Origin of the sequence: Rubrobacter marinus, from assembly GCF_011492965.1 — a bacterium.
Taxonomy (GTDB): Bacteria; Actinomycetota; Rubrobacteria; order Rubrobacterales; family Rubrobacteraceae; genus Rubrobacter_F; species Rubrobacter_F marinus.
Window position 1 is genome coordinate 135,187 of sequence record NZ_CP045122.1, and the last position, 15,670, is coordinate 150,856.

At 67.3% G+C, this 15,670-nt stretch carries 17 protein-coding genes and 1 riboswitch; of the genes, 4 read left to right on the forward strand and 13 right to left on the reverse strand.

Features of this window, described 5'->3' with window-relative positions:
- The first annotated feature begins 71 nt into the window (after positions 1-71).
- A complete protein-coding gene (locus GBA65_RS21905; protein WP_166398754.1) occupies positions 72-566 on the forward strand; it encodes a CBS domain-containing protein in 495 nt (164 codons plus the stop codon).
- Positions 567-794: 228 nt separating this feature from the next.
- On the opposite strand, the gene GBA65_RS21910 is transcribed toward GBA65_RS21905, so the two are convergent.
- From GBA65_RS21910 to GBA65_RS21955, 11 genes are all read right to left on the reverse strand, one after another.
- Positions 795-1,220: a methyltransferase family protein gene (locus GBA65_RS21910; protein WP_323127109.1), complete on the reverse strand. Its 426-nt coding sequence runs from the start codon at positions 1,218-1,220 to the stop codon at positions 795-797.
- 201 nt (positions 1,221-1,421) lie between these two features.
- Entirely contained in the window at positions 1,422-2,075 is a 654-nt protein-coding gene (locus tag GBA65_RS21915; RefSeq protein ID WP_166398755.1) for a methyltransferase family protein, read from the reverse strand.
- Between the two features lie 131 nt (positions 2,076-2,206).
- Positions 2,207-2,551, reverse strand: coding sequence for an ArsR/SmtB family transcription factor (locus GBA65_RS21920; protein WP_166398756.1), 345 nt, complete (start codon positions 2,549-2,551; stop codon positions 2,207-2,209).
- Positions 2,552-2,633: 82 nt separating this feature from the next.
- Positions 2,634-3,293 (reverse strand): Nramp family divalent metal transporter, encoded by a 660-nt coding sequence (locus GBA65_RS25690; protein WP_266096627.1) that lies wholly within the window; start codon positions 3,291-3,293, stop codon positions 2,634-2,636.
- Positions 3,280-3,693, reverse strand: coding sequence for a divalent metal cation transporter (locus GBA65_RS25695; protein ID WP_323127114.1), 414 nt, complete (start codon positions 3,691-3,693; stop codon positions 3,280-3,282). Before GBA65_RS25695 ends, GBA65_RS25690 begins: the two co-directional genes overlap by 14 nt.
- Positions 3,694-4,075: 382 nt before the next feature.
- Complete coding sequence (locus GBA65_RS24850) at positions 4,076-4,663, reverse strand: universal stress protein (protein WP_228282044.1); 588 nt, start codon at positions 4,661-4,663, stop codon at positions 4,076-4,078.
- A 292-nt stretch (positions 4,664-4,955) separates the two neighbouring features.
- Positions 4,956-5,342, reverse strand: a complete 387-nt coding sequence (locus tag GBA65_RS21935) for a hypothetical protein (protein ID WP_166398758.1) — start codon at positions 5,340-5,342, stop codon at positions 4,956-4,958.
- A 414-nt stretch (positions 5,343-5,756) separates the two neighbouring features.
- Positions 5,757-6,218 (reverse strand): QcrA and Rieske domain-containing protein, encoded by a 462-nt coding sequence (locus GBA65_RS21940; protein ID WP_166398759.1) that lies wholly within the window; start codon positions 6,216-6,218, stop codon positions 5,757-5,759.
- Between the two features lie 153 nt (positions 6,219-6,371).
- Positions 6,372-6,824, reverse strand: a complete 453-nt coding sequence (locus GBA65_RS21945; protein WP_166398760.1) for a DoxX family protein — start codon at positions 6,822-6,824, stop codon at positions 6,372-6,374.
- 163 nt (positions 6,825-6,987) lie between these two features.
- The gene (locus tag GBA65_RS21950) at positions 6,988-8,178 is read right to left on the reverse strand and encodes a ZIP family metal transporter (RefSeq protein WP_228282045.1); all 1,191 of its coding nucleotides are present in this window, start codon (positions 8,176-8,178) and stop codon (positions 6,988-6,990) included.
- A gap of 20 nt (positions 8,179-8,198) precedes the next feature.
- Entirely contained in the window at positions 8,199-9,680 is a 1,482-nt protein-coding gene (locus GBA65_RS21955; protein ID WP_228282046.1) for a multicopper oxidase domain-containing protein, read from the reverse strand.
- 51 nt (positions 9,681-9,731) lie between these two features.
- On the opposite strand from GBA65_RS21955, the gene GBA65_RS21960 reads away from it, so the two are divergent.
- From GBA65_RS21960 to GBA65_RS21970, 3 genes are all read left to right on the forward strand, one after another.
- Positions 9,732-10,514, forward strand: coding sequence for a metal-dependent transcriptional regulator (locus tag GBA65_RS21960; protein ID WP_166398762.1), 783 nt, complete (start codon positions 9,732-9,734; stop codon positions 10,512-10,514).
- Positions 10,515-10,567: 53 nt separating this feature from the next.
- A riboswitch (cobalamin riboswitch) is annotated at positions 10,568-10,727 on the forward strand.
- Positions 10,728-10,760: 33 nt separating this feature from the next.
- Positions 10,761-10,979, forward strand: coding sequence for a CbtB-domain containing protein (locus GBA65_RS21965; RefSeq protein ID WP_228282047.1), 219 nt, complete (start codon positions 10,761-10,763; stop codon positions 10,977-10,979).
- Positions 10,980-11,000: 21 nt separating this feature from the next.
- On the forward strand, positions 11,001-11,480 hold the full coding sequence (locus GBA65_RS21970) for a CbtA family protein (RefSeq protein ID WP_166398763.1): 480 nt from the start codon (positions 11,001-11,003) through the stop codon (positions 11,478-11,480).
- A gap of 746 nt (positions 11,481-12,226) precedes the next feature.
- On the opposite strand, the gene GBA65_RS21980 is transcribed toward GBA65_RS21970, so the two are convergent.
- Both GBA65_RS21980 and GBA65_RS21985 read right to left on the reverse strand, forming a co-directional pair.
- Positions 12,227-12,964, reverse strand: coding sequence for a ZIP family metal transporter (locus tag GBA65_RS21980; protein ID WP_228282066.1), 738 nt, complete (start codon positions 12,962-12,964; stop codon positions 12,227-12,229).
- Between the two features lie 138 nt (positions 12,965-13,102).
- On the reverse strand, positions 13,103-15,664 hold the full coding sequence (locus GBA65_RS21985) for a heavy metal translocating P-type ATPase (protein WP_166398887.1): 2,562 nt from the start codon (positions 15,662-15,664) through the stop codon (positions 13,103-13,105).
- Between the last annotated feature and the right edge of the window lie 6 nt (positions 15,665-15,670).

A 15,670-nucleotide genomic window follows, 5' to 3' on the forward strand; every position in this document is an offset into this window, starting at 1 on the left:
GGGAGGGGACCGTCGGGCTGCTGCGCAGGGACGCGCCGGTGATCGTCTATTGCTACGACTACCTCTGAGACATGAGCCCGCGGGCCGCGTGGCGGCTCGAAGGTCTCGGTTTCGGGGAGGTCTACGACTACGTGCCCGGGAAGGCGGATTGGTCCGCGAGCGGCCTCCCCACCGAGGGGACGCTGGCGAGCGTTCCGAAGATCGGCGACGGGGCACGCGCCGACGTGCCCACCTGTTCGCCGCGGGAGGGGGTAGGGGCGGTCCGCGAGCGCGTCCGGGCGGCGGGTTGGGACAGGTGCGTGGTCGTCGACGAGGGACGTGTGGTACTCGGCCTGCTGCGGGAGAAGGAGCTCGCCTCGGACCCCGAGACGAAAGCGGAGGACGCAATGAGGAACGGCCCCGCCACGTTCCGGCCCGACGAACCGGCGGAGAAGATCGCCGAGCGGATGCGCCGGCGCGGGGCGGCCGCCGTGCTGGTCACGACGCCGGACGGCAAGCTGGTGGGCCTGCTGCGTCGAGACGAAGCCGAGCGGCTGGCCGAGCGCGCGGCGTCGGAGTTCGGCTAGAAACCACCAGAAACACCGACCAAGGAGCTACGCTCGATCGGCCTGACCAGGCTGGTTTCTGCCATCCGTGCAACGGATGTGTGTAGCGGCGGCTGTGGCTAGGGATGCGGGGGACGGGCAGGACCGCTCGGGTTCCGAAGCGAGTGCCGCTCGACAGGGAACCCGGCCGCCAGGTCGGAGACGCGCGGACCGAGCTCACCCGGCGGTGGACCAAGACTCCCCCGCAGCTCACAGGGCGGGGAACTTCGCCCCTGCTCTCAAACGCCCGAAGCCGGGCACGAACCGGCCGACCCTCGAAGCGTACTCGGCATAGCGGACGCCATGCACGCGGAGCAGGTACGGCTCCTCTACGAGCCTTACCTGGATCTCGACCGCGGCGACCAGCCCCGCGACGGCCAAGAGCGCCACGAGATTTGGCACCAGCAGCGCGAGCCCGAGGAAGGCCGGCACCATCGCCGAGAAGATGGGATTCCTGACCAACGCGAAGGGTCCCGCGGTGACGAGCTCGGTCCTCTCGGCCTGGTCCACTCCCACGCGCCACGAGGCGCCCATGGCAATCTGCGCGAGAAGGGTCCCCGCGAGGCCCGCGAAGAAGAGGGCGAAGCCCAGGGCGTGCCCCGCGGGTCCATCGATGAAGGAGACCGGCCGGAGCACGCCAACGAGGTCGAGCAGGGGGCGGCCAGCAAGAGCAAGGAGGCGCCGACGAAGAGCACGCCCCGACCCACTCGGCGGAGAGCGGACGTCCGCTTATCCCGTTGAAGCCCGTCGAGCCGGTGGAGCGCACCTGCAGGAGCGCCCGTCCGCCGAAGGCGAGGGCCAGGTAAAGCGCGTAGAGCGCGAGCGCCCAGGCCGCCATCACACCGGCCTCGTGAGGCCGAGGAAGCGGGGCGTGGTCGCGCGGTAGCGTCGGTACTCCTCGCCGAACGCACGCTCCAGGTGGCGCTCCTCGATGGAGAAATAGACCCGGTGGAGCACGAAGAAGGCGGCCACGAGCAGGAGGGCCTTCGGGGAACGTCCCGCGAGCGCCGCCCCTAGCAGCGCGAGCCCCCAGCCGACCACCTGTGGGTTGCGGCTGTAACGGTAGGGACCGCTCTTCACCAGCTCGCCCTTCTCGAGCCCGGACATCTGTTCGAAGGAGCGAAACTCGCGCACGCCTGCGGCGAACAGGGTCGACCCGAAGAGGACAAGCGCCCCGCCTAGCGTCCTGGAGGGCATCCTGCCCAGCGGCAGCGGCCTGGCGCGCCGGGCCGCGAGGATGGTCAACCCGGCGTGCAGCAGGTAAGATGCCCAACCCACCGCCGAAGAGCCCGACGAGAGCTGCCCTCGCTCCTCGTAGTCCCTCCCGACCTTCCGCAGGAGCCACGACGCACCGGCAGCCGACGCGGTCAGGAGCATCGCCTCGCGCCGACCGAACTCCCCCAGAAGGCCGTGCCTTCGGAGGGCGAAGCGGGTTATCATCCCATCCCCGATGGCGGCCACCGCCAAGAGCTCCTCGAGTCTCCTACCCATCGCGGCACGCCCTTTCGTCATTCACATGATTATTTATTCATATGAGTAAGTGTACATATATTAGGCCGGGCGTCAAGCCGGCAGGCCGCTGCCGGTGGGCGCGTAGGGCGGTTCTTCGTCCGGGGAGGGGCTCAGTCGTCGTCGTGGCGGACGTGCTCGAGGGTGCCTATGAGCAGCTCGCGCACGTGCTCGTCGGCCAGGGAGTAGAAAACCATCTTGCCCTCGCGGCGGTGCTTGAGCAGGCGGGCGTCGCGCAGGACGCGCAGCTGGTGGGAGACGGCCGACTGGTTCATACCTAAAGTACGCTGCAACTCCCCCACGGAGAGCTCCTCCCCCGGCAGGAGGGCGCAGAGTATACGCATGCGAGTGAGGTCACCAATCACCTTGAGAAGCTCGCTGGCCTCCCGGATCTCGCGCTCGACGGGAGCGGCTTCGGGTACCTCCCGAATCTGGCCGGTGCGGTCGGTATCTTGCATGCGGTTATTGTACCGGCGGGGTTCGTGGGGAGTGGAAGTGCCCGATGGCCCATCGGGGGCTTCGTGGGACCGCCGTTCTTTTTTAGCCGAAGAAGGTCTGGTAGATGAGGAACACGTTCAGCGAGACGATCAGCGCGACCACCATCGTGGCCACCGCGGTGGTGAGGCCACGGTTGACCAGCGCGCCCATGATGCTGCGGTTGCGGCAGAAAATCAGGAGCGGGATCAGGGCGAAGGGGATACCGAACGAGAGGATCACCTGGCTTATCACGAGGGAGCGGCTCGGGTTGACGCCGATGGCGAGGACGATCAGGGCCGGGGCCATCGTGATGAGCCGCCTCAAGAACAGCGGGATTTGGCGGTTGATGAACCCCTGCATGATGACCTGCCCGCTCATCGTGCCGACTGAGGAGCTGGAAAAACCCGACGCAAGCAGCGCCACCCCGAAGAGGATAGCCGAGTGGTCGCCGACGAGGGTGCCGAGCTGGTCGAAGGCCTGGTCGATGTCGGCAACCCCTGTGAGGCCGTTGGCATTGAAGAGGGCGGCGGCCATGATGAGCATCGAGGCGTTGATCGTGCCGGCGATCGCCATGGCGATAACCACGTCCACGAGCTCGAAGCGGAAGATCTTCCGTCTCTCCTCGTCGTTCTTGCCCACGACCCTGCGCTGCGTGAGCGCCGAGTGCAGGTAGATCACGTGCGGCATGACGGTCGCCCCGAGGATGCCGCTAGCGAGCAGCACGCTTTCCGTACCGGCGAACTGGGGCGTGAACAACCCCGCCAGGATGCGGTCCCCTCGGCTGGGCGTAGAACATCTGGAAGGCGAAGGAGACCACAATCACCGCGAGCAGCGCCGAGATCGCAGCCTCCAACGGCCTGAAACCCCGCCGCTGCAACTCCAATATTCCGAACGCCGCCACCGCCGTGATGAGTCCCGCCGGCAACAGCGGTATCCCGAACAGCAGGTTCAGGGCCAAAGCCGCCCTATAAACTCCGCAAGGTCCGTGGCCATAGCGATGATCTCCGCCTGCACCCACAAGGCGAGCGAAACGGGCTTGGGAACCGCTCGCGGCACACCTCGGGAGGTTCTTGCCCGTGGCGATCCCGAGCTTGGCCGACATCGACTGTATGAGCATCGCCATCAGGTTCGAGGCCAAGATCACCCAAAGGAGGAGGTAGCCGAACTGCGCCCCGCCGAGATGTTGGTTGCGAAGTTGCCCGGGTCTATGTACGCGATCGCCGCCACGAATGCTGGCCCCAAAAACGGCAACAGCCCCCTGAGGCCCTTGCTTTTCCCCTCCAACGAAGCGTGCGCCGCCTTCGCCGTGGCGCTCTCCCCCGGCAAGACGCCCTCGACCATTCCACCGGTTTCGGGAGTACGACCGCCCATCTAAACCTCTTCTAGTAGGATCACGGAAGAATTTTGCTTTAGCTAATCGGGAATTCTACCAACCCTAATAGAAATATCCATAATTCCTAATACAAGAGGTTGGGCGGTCTAACAGCGCGGTCGGCGACCGGATCCTAGCGGACGACCAGCACGGGGCACCGCGCGTGAACGAGCACCCTCCTGTACACCCCTCCGGTCAACGCGCGATCCAACGCTGAGGTTTCGAGCAGCGCCGAGGCCCCTGGTGGCCCCATGACTATGCAGTCCGCCTCCACCTCCTCGGCCGCCCGCACGATGACCTGCCAGGGTCGGCCCTGGGCTATCAACCCCTCGTGCCCGACGCCGCTTTCGGAAGCCATCCGCCTTATGTCGCGGACGGCTGCTGCGCTCTCCCGTTCCAGCTCCACCACGAACCTGCCGTAGCGGAGGCCCGAGCGGAACGCCAGGTGCTTGTTGACGACCCCAGCACGAACAACTCCGCGCCTAGGTTTTTCGCCAGGTACACGGCGTGCTCGCCCGCCCTCAGGGAGGGACCGGAGCCGTCCGTTACCGCAAGCAGCCTCGCGTAGTTGTGGTCCTCCGCCGCGGATCGTCCTCCCTTCGGTCTCGAAATCGGCACCGCACTCGCGCTTCTCGCGTCGCGGGGGGACCCGAGACGCTCGAGAAACGCCGCCGAATCTCGCTGGAGTTCCGGGGCTCTCAGAGCGCACCGGCGTCTCCATTCCCAGTACCTATCGACGAGGCCCGGCATTCTCCTCCCGTCCGGTAGTCTTCGACCGTGCGATCATAGTCCGCGCCCCTCGGCCTGCATCGGCTTCGTCGACGGCGCAACAAGGTTGCTGAGACAGCGGATCGTTCTCCGGGGTCTCGACTGGTGGTGGCGCAGGGACGAGCGGGCGAAGGCCCAGGCCTGTGAGGTCGGCACGCCTGCTCGGATTTTGGTCCCGCCGGTGGCCACGTTTGCTGGGCGGATCCTGCGTTGCCCGAGGCCCGGCGCCCTGCGCGGTCCGGCGCTTATACGACAAGCCTACGGAGCGCATCTTCGCCCGTCATGTCGAGGTCCACGGGATACCCCGCCTCTTCGTCTTTCCAATAAGCCGCCTCGATAACGGTCCGCCATCTCCACTCCGAAGCGAACCTACCGTCGGAGCAACCGTCCTCGAGAGCGTTGGCCATCACGCGCCCCTTGTGCAGCTTTATGAGCCTCTTGATCGTGTAGGAATCCCGCCTGGAGAGAGCTCGCCATCTCCGTTCGAGGTCCGGCAACGCGGCCACCAACTCCGGCGCGCCCGGTTCGTTCAACTCGGCGGCGCTTTCGAACAGCGCCCACACCTCGCTCCCGTGCGGCGAAAGCTTGGCGGCCTCGCCCTCTATCAACCCCACGAGCCGCAGATCGTGCAATACCCCTCCTTCTCCCAGCGGCGGCCGCGCTTTCGCCCTCCGGTTCCGCCGCGAATTTGCGCGGCAGGTAGAAACCCGAACGACTCTGCGCGCCGAGGGTTTTCGCCGGGTACGCGGCGCGCTCGCCGGCGTTAGGTGAGCATCCGGAGCCGCGAAGCGCCGCCGGAGCGGCCGATCTTCACCGTCGGAGCAAGGGCCGCGCCTTTGTAAGGTTCGTGCTTCACCAGCCTGAGCGCCGCTAGCTTCTTGAGCGTGGGGTGCCGACGGGGCGGCGATTCTCATGCGTCCGACCGGTCGACGGGTGGTCGCCCTGCCCTCGTCGAGCTCCGGCTTCTGGATCAGCCCCACGTACGGACGCATCGACCTCGTCGGGCCCGTCGACGCAGTGGGGCTCCCCGACGGAAGGAGAGGGCTCTATGCTCGGCGCACCTCCTCGCCTTCGACCCGGATTGGCACCTCGGGTAGGGGACGGTTCGCCGGACCGTTCAGGACCGCAGCGCCGGCCGCCGGGTCGAAGACCGAACCGTGGCAGGGGCAGGCGAGCTTGCCGTCCCTGTAGGCGACCGCGCAGGCCTGGTGCGTGCAGACGGCGGAGTAGGCCACGAGATCGCCGTTTTGAAGGCGCACCAGCACGCTCTGCTGTCCCGTATCCGCGTCCGTGAAGGGGAAGGCGCTGTTGGGCGCTACCTCGGACTCCTTGACGATGGCCTGGCCCTTGCCGACCTTTGGTCCGGCTTCGGGGGCGGCGCCGACCGTCGTGGCCCCTCCGTTCCCGGCGGAACCACCGCCGCCTCCGCAACCGGCTATCACCGAAGCTCCCACCGAGCCCAGCCCCAGCCCTATGAATTTCTTCCTGGACAACTTCGCTTTGCTCAAGAAAATCTCCTCTTTACCATTTACGGATCTCCAACGCTCGTGCGGAGGGAGGGTTGCACCCCGGGTCCGAAACTCCCTCGCCCCGGAGCAACGGCGGCATACAACGTACGATCCCGGCGCTATCGAGCCCTCTCGCGTCTACACGTGGTGTTGTTAGTCCTTTGGGGCGGCCGTCATGCGACCGCCGCGCACGGTCGCCCCGATCACCAGTCCTGCGCCTACCAGCACCACGTTCTTGATGATGTACTGGCCTTCGAGCGTGGGCGCGTACGGTACCTGCGTGAAAGCCTCGCCGGGGAACAGCAGCAACGGCAACCAAGCGCCCAGCATCTGGAAGGACAGAAGCAGCAGAGTAAAGCGCATAAATTTGCCCGCGATGAGGCCGAGGCCGATGGTGCATTCCAGGGTCGCTAACAGCACTATGCTCGCGCCTGCCGGGATGGCTCCCAGGCTGAGGACGTCGATCGTGCGTATCGCCAGGTCCTGCGCGGGGCTCATGCCGGGGAAGAACTTCAGCACGCCGAACCAGAGGAACACGATCCCCAGACCGACGCGCAACACCATCACGCTGTAGCGCGAGAGCCAACCCGCGATCCTCGCGTCCATCCGATCGAAACGAAAACGTAAAGCTTGCGTAGCATCCTCCTTCGGAAGTTTGTTTGTCCTTCGTCTTTGCGGGGGCTGTGCCGAAGACGGCGTGTTCCCCGGCGCGCCTTACGAAGCTGTTGGGCGCGGCTCCGACGTGAAACCGCGCCCGGACGGGATCTCCCTACACGCTCACCAGGAGGGCCGTCGCGTACATGATCGCTATGCCGGCCGTCAGCCCGCCGAGGTTCGTGCCGGAGAGGGCCGGGGCCTTTGTTTGGGCTGAGTCCTTGAGCAGGAGCCGCGTGACCTCGTATATGACCTGGAGTATCGCGCCGACTCCGACAGCCAGGAAGAGGGCCGAAAGCAGGTTCGAGTAAGCGAAACCGGCGATCCAGGTCCCAAGGATGGCCGGGCCTCCCCCCAGCAGTGCCAGCCCCACGAAATGCCAGAGGCTTGGTCTGCGTTCCTTGAGGATGGGTGCCGCGATGCCGACGCCCTCCGTGATGTTGTGCAGGGTGAAGCCTATGATAAGGAACGTGCCGAGGGCCGCTTCTCCCAGGGCGAACGCCGCCCCGATGGCGAGTCCCTCCCCGAGGTTGTGCAGGCCTATCCCCGCGGATATGCGGTAGGAGGTCGAAAGCCTACTCGACTCGTCGCGCCCGCGCCGGAACAAGCTTTCGGCCCCCAGGAGCCCGAGGAACGTCAATAAGGCCACCAGCAGCACCATGGGGACCCCGGAGAAGACCCCCGGCAGTTGCCCGGCGAGCTCTACGGCCTCCAGCATCCCGTCCACCACCAGCCAGACCAGGAGCCCGACCGTAAGGGCCAGGACGAAGTTCATGCCCGAGACGCCGAGGCGCCTCAAGAACGGGTACCACAACAGCCCCAAGGACACCGGCACCACCCCGACGTAGAACCCGATAAGCGCGTAGCGGAAGAGCGACTCTCCCGAGAAGCCCGGCGTGAGGGCCGCCAAAGGCACCTCCGCGTCGAAGGTCGTCCCGGTGTTCGTGATGAGGGTGATCGCATACGCCTCGCCCTCGACCCACGTGTAGGGGATGTTTATCTCGGTCGAACCCAAGGGCGGGATCGTGTTCCCCGACTCTACCTCGAAACCCGTCAGCGCATCGTTCACGTTGACCTGCGCGATCGTCACGGGGTCCGGGCCGCCGTTGGTGACGGAGACCACCATCTCGTACTCCGTCGGCAGGGCCACCCGCTCGACGGTAAGGTCCTCCACGGGCGGCAGGTCACTCCGCGCCACCCCGGCCCCGTTCAGCACGATAAAGGCCAAGAGCAAGCCCAGCCCCAGGAGCGGTATGAGTCCCAGGAGCACCCAGCCCGGCCCGCGTCCCTCATGCCTCTTCTCCACCTTCTGTCCTCCTACCATGCTTACTCCTCCACCTCGAAGAAGCCCAGCCAGCCGAGCTCGGCGAACTCGTTGACGTGGGCGTGGAACATGAAGTTGCCGGTGCGCCCGTAGGTGAACTCCATGATCCCGCGCTCCCCCTGGGCGAGCATCTTGGTGTCCGTGTACTCCGTCGGCTCGAGCTTCGTCCCCGTGGGGTAGTAGTCGAAGAAGTTCGCGTGGATGTGCATGCTGTTTATGAGGTCGAACTCCGTCATGTTGACCAGGTACACCCGAACGGGCTGCCCCTTCTTTATCTGTATCGGGTGCCGCTGGTAGTGGAAGGCGACCCCGTTGACGGTGTAGACCTCGTTCTCGGTATCGAAGTTGGTGTCGAAGCCGTTCATGACCATGACCATCTCGTCCGCTTCCGAGCGCCCCTCCTTGGGGTCGACGATGAACGCCCCGTAGAGCCCCTTCTCGACGTGCTTCCTCAGGGGCGGGACGTGGCAGTGGTAGAGGTGGCACCCGAACGGCTCGGCGTCGAACTCGTAGACGAACTCCTGGCCCGGACCGACGAGCTCGAACGTCCCGTCCATGTTCGCATCGTGGATGCCGTGGAAGTGGATGGTGTGCGGGTGCGCCCCCCGGTTCTTGAACGTGACGCGCACCCGGTCCCCTTCACGGGCACGCAACGTCGGCCCCGGCACCTGCCCGTTGTACGCCCAGGCCGGATAGAAAACCCCCGGCGCCACCTCTATCTCCACGTCCTCGGCCACGAGCTCGTACTCGCGGACGGTCCTGCCGCCCTCTTGGCGTTCCTCTCCCCAGTAGAAGTCCCTCAAAAACTTCGAGGGGTCGAACTTGGAGAGGTCCACGTCCCCTTGCCCTCCGTGCTGCCCCACCATCCCCTCGTGTCCTCCGGCATCCATCTCCTGCCCGTGGGCCAAACCGGCATGGGCACCCGCCGCCACGCCCGCGGCACCCAGAGCGCCCGTGACGCCCGCGGCCCGCAACCCCAACGCGCCACCGGACATGCCCAAGGCGCCCGCGATGCCCGCGGTCCTCAAGAAGTCCCGACGCGAGAATCCGGGCACCGGCTCACCCGTTCGCACGGGCTCCGCCCCTTCGACCGAGGCTGGAGCATTCGCCCGCCGGCCGGACCGCGCAATCGCCGCCAGCGCGACGACGAGCGCCGCCTCCGCCGCCAACGCGGACAGGTCCAGCACCCCCATCCCCTCCACCTCGCCCGCGTGCGGCCCGAAGAACGGGACCCCCGCGGTGCGCGTCACGACGTACAGGGCGATGAGCGCGAGGTTACCGACGACGCCGAGGAGCAGCAAAGCCCGCCCGGGCTGGCGCAGCAGGGCCACGCCGAAGAATCCCTGGGCCGCGGCGGCCGACAGGAAGAAGAGCCCGTACCCCCACCACTCCTCGAAGTGCTCCGGCATTACCCACAGATGCGCCAGCGCGGCCAACAGCGAGAGAACCGCCGCGCCGTACAAGGTCATTCTCCGTCGCTCCATCGTTACCCCTACTCTCTCATTCGGTGTTTTAGTTTTGGCTAAAATATAAACTTGGATATCCTAACGGTCAAGTCTAGGCACTTCTTGACAAGAAAACGGGGTTGTTTAGACTTGTATTTAGAGATGTCCAATGCCACGACAACCCCGCCGCCTTCTTCTTCGGTCGGCGACTACGTGAAGGCGATATGGGAGCTCGGCGGCGGTACGGGCACCGCTTCGACCAAGGAGATCGCGGATCGGCTCTCGGTCGCGCCGGCGTCGGTGACGAACATGCTGGGGCGCTTGCGGGAGCGGGGTTTCGTCGAGTATGAGCGTTATCGCGGGGCGTCGCTCACCGAGGAGGGACGCTTGGAGGCCTTGAGGCTGGTCAGGCGGCACCGTTTGATCGAGACGTTCTTGCTGGAGCACCTTGGGTACTCGTGGGAGGACGTGCACGAGGAGGCCGAGCGGCTCGAGCACGCCGTCTCCGACAATTTCACGGAGCGCTTGGCGGAGATGCTGGAGCACCCAGAGAGAGATCCCCACGGCGAGCCCATCCCCAAGGTCGACGGCTCGCTCGCACCGGACGACTCGCGACCCTTGGTCGATACCGAGGCCGGGGAGCGCGTCCTCATCTCGCGGGTGAGCCACGGGGTCGGCGGCGACGACGCCCCGATTCTGGTCTACCTGGGGGAGCGCGGTCTCGTCCCCGGGCGTGAGCTGGTCGTCGGGGAGGTCCGTGCCCTGGACGGTGTCGTCGTCGTGGAGGACGAGGACGGAGTCTCGCACGCCCTCGGTCCCGCGCTGGCGGCCTCGATCTTTGTCCGGACCTACGCGGAGTCTGCGCAGGAGTAGTACGAGGCGAGGATTGACGAGCACCGGTACGACCGCTATGCTGCCGAGCAATAGACGTAGTAAGGGCGGAGGGGTCCAGGAAGCCGGTGCGAGTCCGGCGCGGTCCCGCCACTGTGACCGGGGAGCAAGCCCGAAAAGCCACCGCGCAAGCGGGAAGGCCGGGATGAGCGACGATCCGGGAGTCAGGATACTGACCTGCCGCCCATAGTGCCTGGACTGGGGCGAGGACCCCGAGAAGGAGATCGTATGGAAAAGACTTTTTCCCCCGAGCGGCGCATCTCTTTGGGGGAGATGCCCTTATGGAGCTGGTTGTTGGTGGCCCTCCTGCTGGTGGTGCTCTTCGCTCTTCTTTCCGCTAGCGGGGCCCTGCTCTCGCCTTTGCTCGGGCAAGCGGCGCAAGTCGCCGACTACCTGCACGAGTTCGCCCACGACGGCCGCCACCTGCTCGCCGTCCCCTGTCACTAGGCAGAAACGGGAATCGGACAGATGGTCGCACGGTACCTGTACCGGGGCCTGGTGGCCGGATTGCTGGCGGGCCTCTTAGCAGGGATCTTCGCCTTCTTTGCGGGCGAGCTCTCTGTCGACCAGGCCATCCGGCTCGAAGAGGCCGCCGCACACGCGCATGAGGAGGAAACCTTTAGCCGCCCAACCCAGAAGGTCGGGCTCTTCTTTGCCACGAGTTTCTCTGGGGCAACCGTCGGGGGGATATTCGGGGTCGCGTATGCGTACTTCCGCGGTCGCCTCGCGTCCAAGAGTGATTGGACCCGCAGCTTGTCGCTGGCCGCAACCATCTTCGCCGGGGCATCCCTGGTACCGTTTCTCAAGTACCCTGCCAACCCTCCCACAGTGGGAGATCCGGAGACCATAGGGGCTCGCACGGCGTCCTACTTACTTTTGGTCGCGCTCTCGCTGCTCGCGATCGTGGCGACTTGGTACGCGGCCAAGGGTCTCCGGGGCGAGGTGTAAGCTCTCCCGTGCGCCACTTGACGGTGGGAACGGGCTTACTGGCCGTTTTGGGGTGCTTTTCGGCGCGCTGCCGGCCGGCGCCGATCCCGGGAGTTCCCGGCCGGGCCACTGTGGGAGTTCCGGGTTTCGTCTTTGGGCAGTTTGCTCGTGTTCTGGGTGGGCCTCGGGGTGGTCTTCGGGGTTTTGTGCGAGCGGGCGAACCGAAGAGGAGGCGCACGTAAGCATCCGGTGCGCTAACCTCCGGGGGGACGCGCGCTAGTCCCCGGCGGGCTGCCGAAGGTGGGGAGGTACGTACGCTGGACGGTCCCGCTGCCGTCCAAGATTGGGTTGCTCGCGCCCTCGTATCCGCTGGTGGCCTCTCGCGCCGCCCCTTCAAAGCAGGTCGAGGCCACGGGTCACGGCAACAAAGAGGATCGCGCCCGCGATTGCCCAGGCGAGCCTGCGGGCGGCGGACCCATGGTCGGGGGGCTTCAAAGGCCGTCGGGTGCGGCGGATCTGGTCGTCACGGAACGTGCGCCTACTCCTCATCGCCCTCCTCCTGCGCCCCCCCGAGGGTCTCGAAGCCCTGCCGTTGGAACGCGGGCGGCATCGCGAGGGCGCCCGCAGGGTGGCCTACCACCGAAGGCAGCGCCGATCCCCAAGCCGACCAGGAGCGCGAGGAAGAGTTAGGAGCACGCCCGCGTTTATGCCGCGTCGCCCTACAAAGGACTGGCATTCGTTCGCGCGACGCCCCTGACTCTCCCAACTTAACCTCCCAGTAACGTGAAGAGGACGAGCGTCGTCGCGGCGAGCGTGGCCACGAAGAGCACGCCGGGGACCCTGCTCCGGTGCTCCGCCTGGGCCTCCGGGAGCAGGTGGGAGGCCCCCATGTAGGCGAGCACCCCCCCGGCGGCGCCAACGAGCAGGCCCAAAGCCCGGTCGCCGGGGGCGGGCAGGGCGGTGGTTAGGGCGGCGGCCAGCGGGATCGCGAGCCCCAACGGGACCGCCACCCGCAGGACCTGGGCGCGCGTCGCGTGCGCGGCGGCTAGGATCGCCGCCAAAGAGATCCCGACCGGCGCCTGGTGGACCAGCACCCCCAGACCCACCGCTCCGGCGGCGGGCGCGGAGAGCTCCGCGCTGACGCCCAGCGCGAACCCGTCGGCGAGGTTGTGGACCGCCAGCCCCATCACGAGCGGCGCGAGCGCATGCTCTCGGACGTGCTCGGCCGGCGAGTGGTGGGTGTGCGCGCGTGTGAAGGTCTCGACGAGCAGCAGGAACGAGAACCCCCCGACGAAGCCCCAGACGGCGGTCCTCCCGCTCAGCTCCAGGGCCTCGGGGAAGAGGTCTGCGAACGCCAGGGCGAGCAGGAGCCCCGCCGCGACGGCGACGGAGTACGACCGGCCCCTGACGCCCATCCCCTTGCCGAGCAGGGCCAAGAGGCTCGCCCCCGAGAAGCCAACGGCCGAGAGCAGCGCCGCGAAGGTCGCGGTCACCGGCGTCGCCACCCCGCGCAAGGCGCGCGACCACCCGAACCGTGGCCGGCCGGGGTCGCATCCGCGTCGGCGACCACCCTCCTTCGCGCGAAAAGCTTCCGCGCGTTGATCTCCGTCGTAGGCTCCTTCCGCGACGACGCCCGCTCCATCCTAGTTCCGTCCGTAAGCCAGCAGCCGCAAGGCGTTGAAGACGACCAGGAGCGTGGAGCCCTCGTGGAAGACCACGGCCGGGCCGATGCCGAGGAGGCCGAACGCGGTCGCCGGGATCAGCAGGACCACCACGCCCAGGCTGACCCAGAGGTTCTGCTTGATGGTACGGCTCGTGGCGCGACTGAGGCCCGTGGCGAACGGGAGTTGGCGGAGGTCGTCGGACATGAGCGCGACGTCGGCGGTCTCCAGGGCCACGTCCGAGCCCGCGGCACCCATGGCGATGCCGACCGTCGAGTTGGCCATCGCCGGGGCGTCATTTACGCCGTCGCCGACCATCGCCAGCTTGCTCTCCTGCTTGCGCAGTTCCTTTATCGCGCCAACCTTGTCCTCTGGCAGCAGGTCGCCCCGCGCCTCATCGAGCCCGATCTTCTCGGCCACCGCGTCGGCCACGCGCTGGTTGTCGCCGCTGATCATGATCATGCGCCGCAGGCCGACCTGGCGCAGCTTCTTTACGACCTCCGCCGCCGACCCGCGCGGCGTGTCCATGAGGCCCAACACGCCGAGGTAGCCCTCTCCTCGGCGCACGATCATCGTCGTGCGCCCGTCGCCTTCGAGCCTCTCGACGGTCCTTCGGATCTCACCCGGCAGCTTCTCCCCGTCCCGCTCGAAGAGGTCGTCCTTGCCGATCCACACCGGCTCTCCGTCGAGCCGGGCCCGCACGCCTCGGCCCGTGAGGCTCTCGAGGCCGTCCGCCTCCGGCATCGCGGTTCCTTCCAGCCGCTCCGCGCCCCCCTTCGTCACGGCGGCGGCCAGCGGATGGTCGCTGAGGCGCTCGACCGCCACGGCCGCGCGCAGGAGCTCTTGCTCGTCCGCGTCCTCGTAGGGCACAACGTCCGTGAGGCGGGGCTTGCCCTCCGTGAGCGTCCCCGTCTTGTCGAAGGCTACGGCCGTTAGCGTGCCGAGGTTCTCCAAAGGTCCGCCGCCCTTTACCAGCACGCCGCTCCCGCCGGCCCGGGCCACGCCGGAGAGCACGGCGCTGGGGGTGGCTATCGCCAGGGCGCAAGGACTCGCCGCCACCAGCACGGCCATCGCCCGGTAGAAGGCGTCGCCGAAGGGCTCGCCGGTCAGGAGCGGCAAGGCGAGCAAGAGCGCCACGAAGCCGAGCACGGAGGGGACGAAGATCCGCTCGAAGCGGTCCGTGAAGCGCTGGGTGGGGGACTTCTGGGTCTCGGCCTCCCGCACCATCCGCACGATGCGAGCCAGCGTATTGTCCTCGGCGCGCCGCGTCACCTTTACCTCCAGCGAGCCCGCGCCGTTGATGGTGCCGGCAAAGACCCTGCTCGCGGCGTCGAGCTTCTCCGGGGCCTCCATCGCGGCTTCGGTGTCGTCCACTGGCCGCTTGTCCACGGGGACGTTCTCGCCGGTGACCGGCGACTGGTCCACGCTGCTCTCGCCCCCCACCACGAACCCGTCGGCCGGGATGCGCTCGTTGGGCTTGACGATGACGACCTCGCCGACCTCTACTTCCTCGACGGGCACCTCCTCCCGAGCGTCGCCGCGCCGCACCAGGGCCGTCTTGGGCGCCAGCTCCGCCAGCGCCTCTATCGCCTTCCGGGCGCGGCCCATCGCGTAGTGCTCCAGGGAGTGCCCCAAAGAGAAGAGGAAGAGCAAGAGCGCCCCTTCGGCCCACTCGCCCAGGATCGCGGCGCCCGTGGCGGCTATCAGCATGAGGAAGTCGATCTCGAAGCGCCCGGCGCGCACGTTCTCCGCGGCCTCACGCAGCGTGTAGAACCCGCCGAAGAAGTACGCGGCGAAGTAGAAGCCCAAAGGCACCCACCCCGTAACGTCGGTGAGCACCGAGAGCAAGAAGCCGGTGATGAGGGCGGCGCCGGAGAGGATCGCGAAGATCAGCTCGGTGTTCTCGCCAAAAACGCCGCCGTGGTGGTGACGGTCGTCGTCTTCCTCGTGGTCGTCTTCTCCGCTGCCGGCCTCCTCGGCATCGAGAAGAGCACGGTCACGAGGGACGTGGGGGTCGGGCTCCGGGGCCTCTTCGAGCCCGTGCCGGACGGGCCCGTCCCGGTCTTCCCCGCGAGCGCGTTCGCGGGCGCGCCGATCTCGCACCACCCGGACGCCCAACTTCTGCAGGTTCTCCCGGATCTCGGCCTCGTTCGTGAGCTCCCAGTCGAAGCCCACGCGCAAGGGGCCCGACGCTGTAGCCTCCGCCTCCACCACGCCCCTCGTCCGCTTGAGCCGCTCGGCCACGGTGCGGGCGCGGCGGGGGTGGTCGATGCCCTCAACACTCCAGAGCGCGTGGCCGAAGCGCTCGGTGAGGCGTGCCCCGGCGCGTTCGGAGATCCGGCGGATGCGCGGCAGCGAGAGCGCGTCCGGGTCGTAGTGGATGCAGAGCTTGGCCGGCTCGCCGTCCGGGCCCTCGACTATGTGCGCCTCCTCGACGCCTTCGCGGTCCTCCAGCTCCTCGACGAGCCGCCCGACGCACTCGTCCCTCTCGTCCGGCACGTACGGGAGCAGCACGGGTATCTCGAGTTGCAGCTTGCCGGTCATCACGAT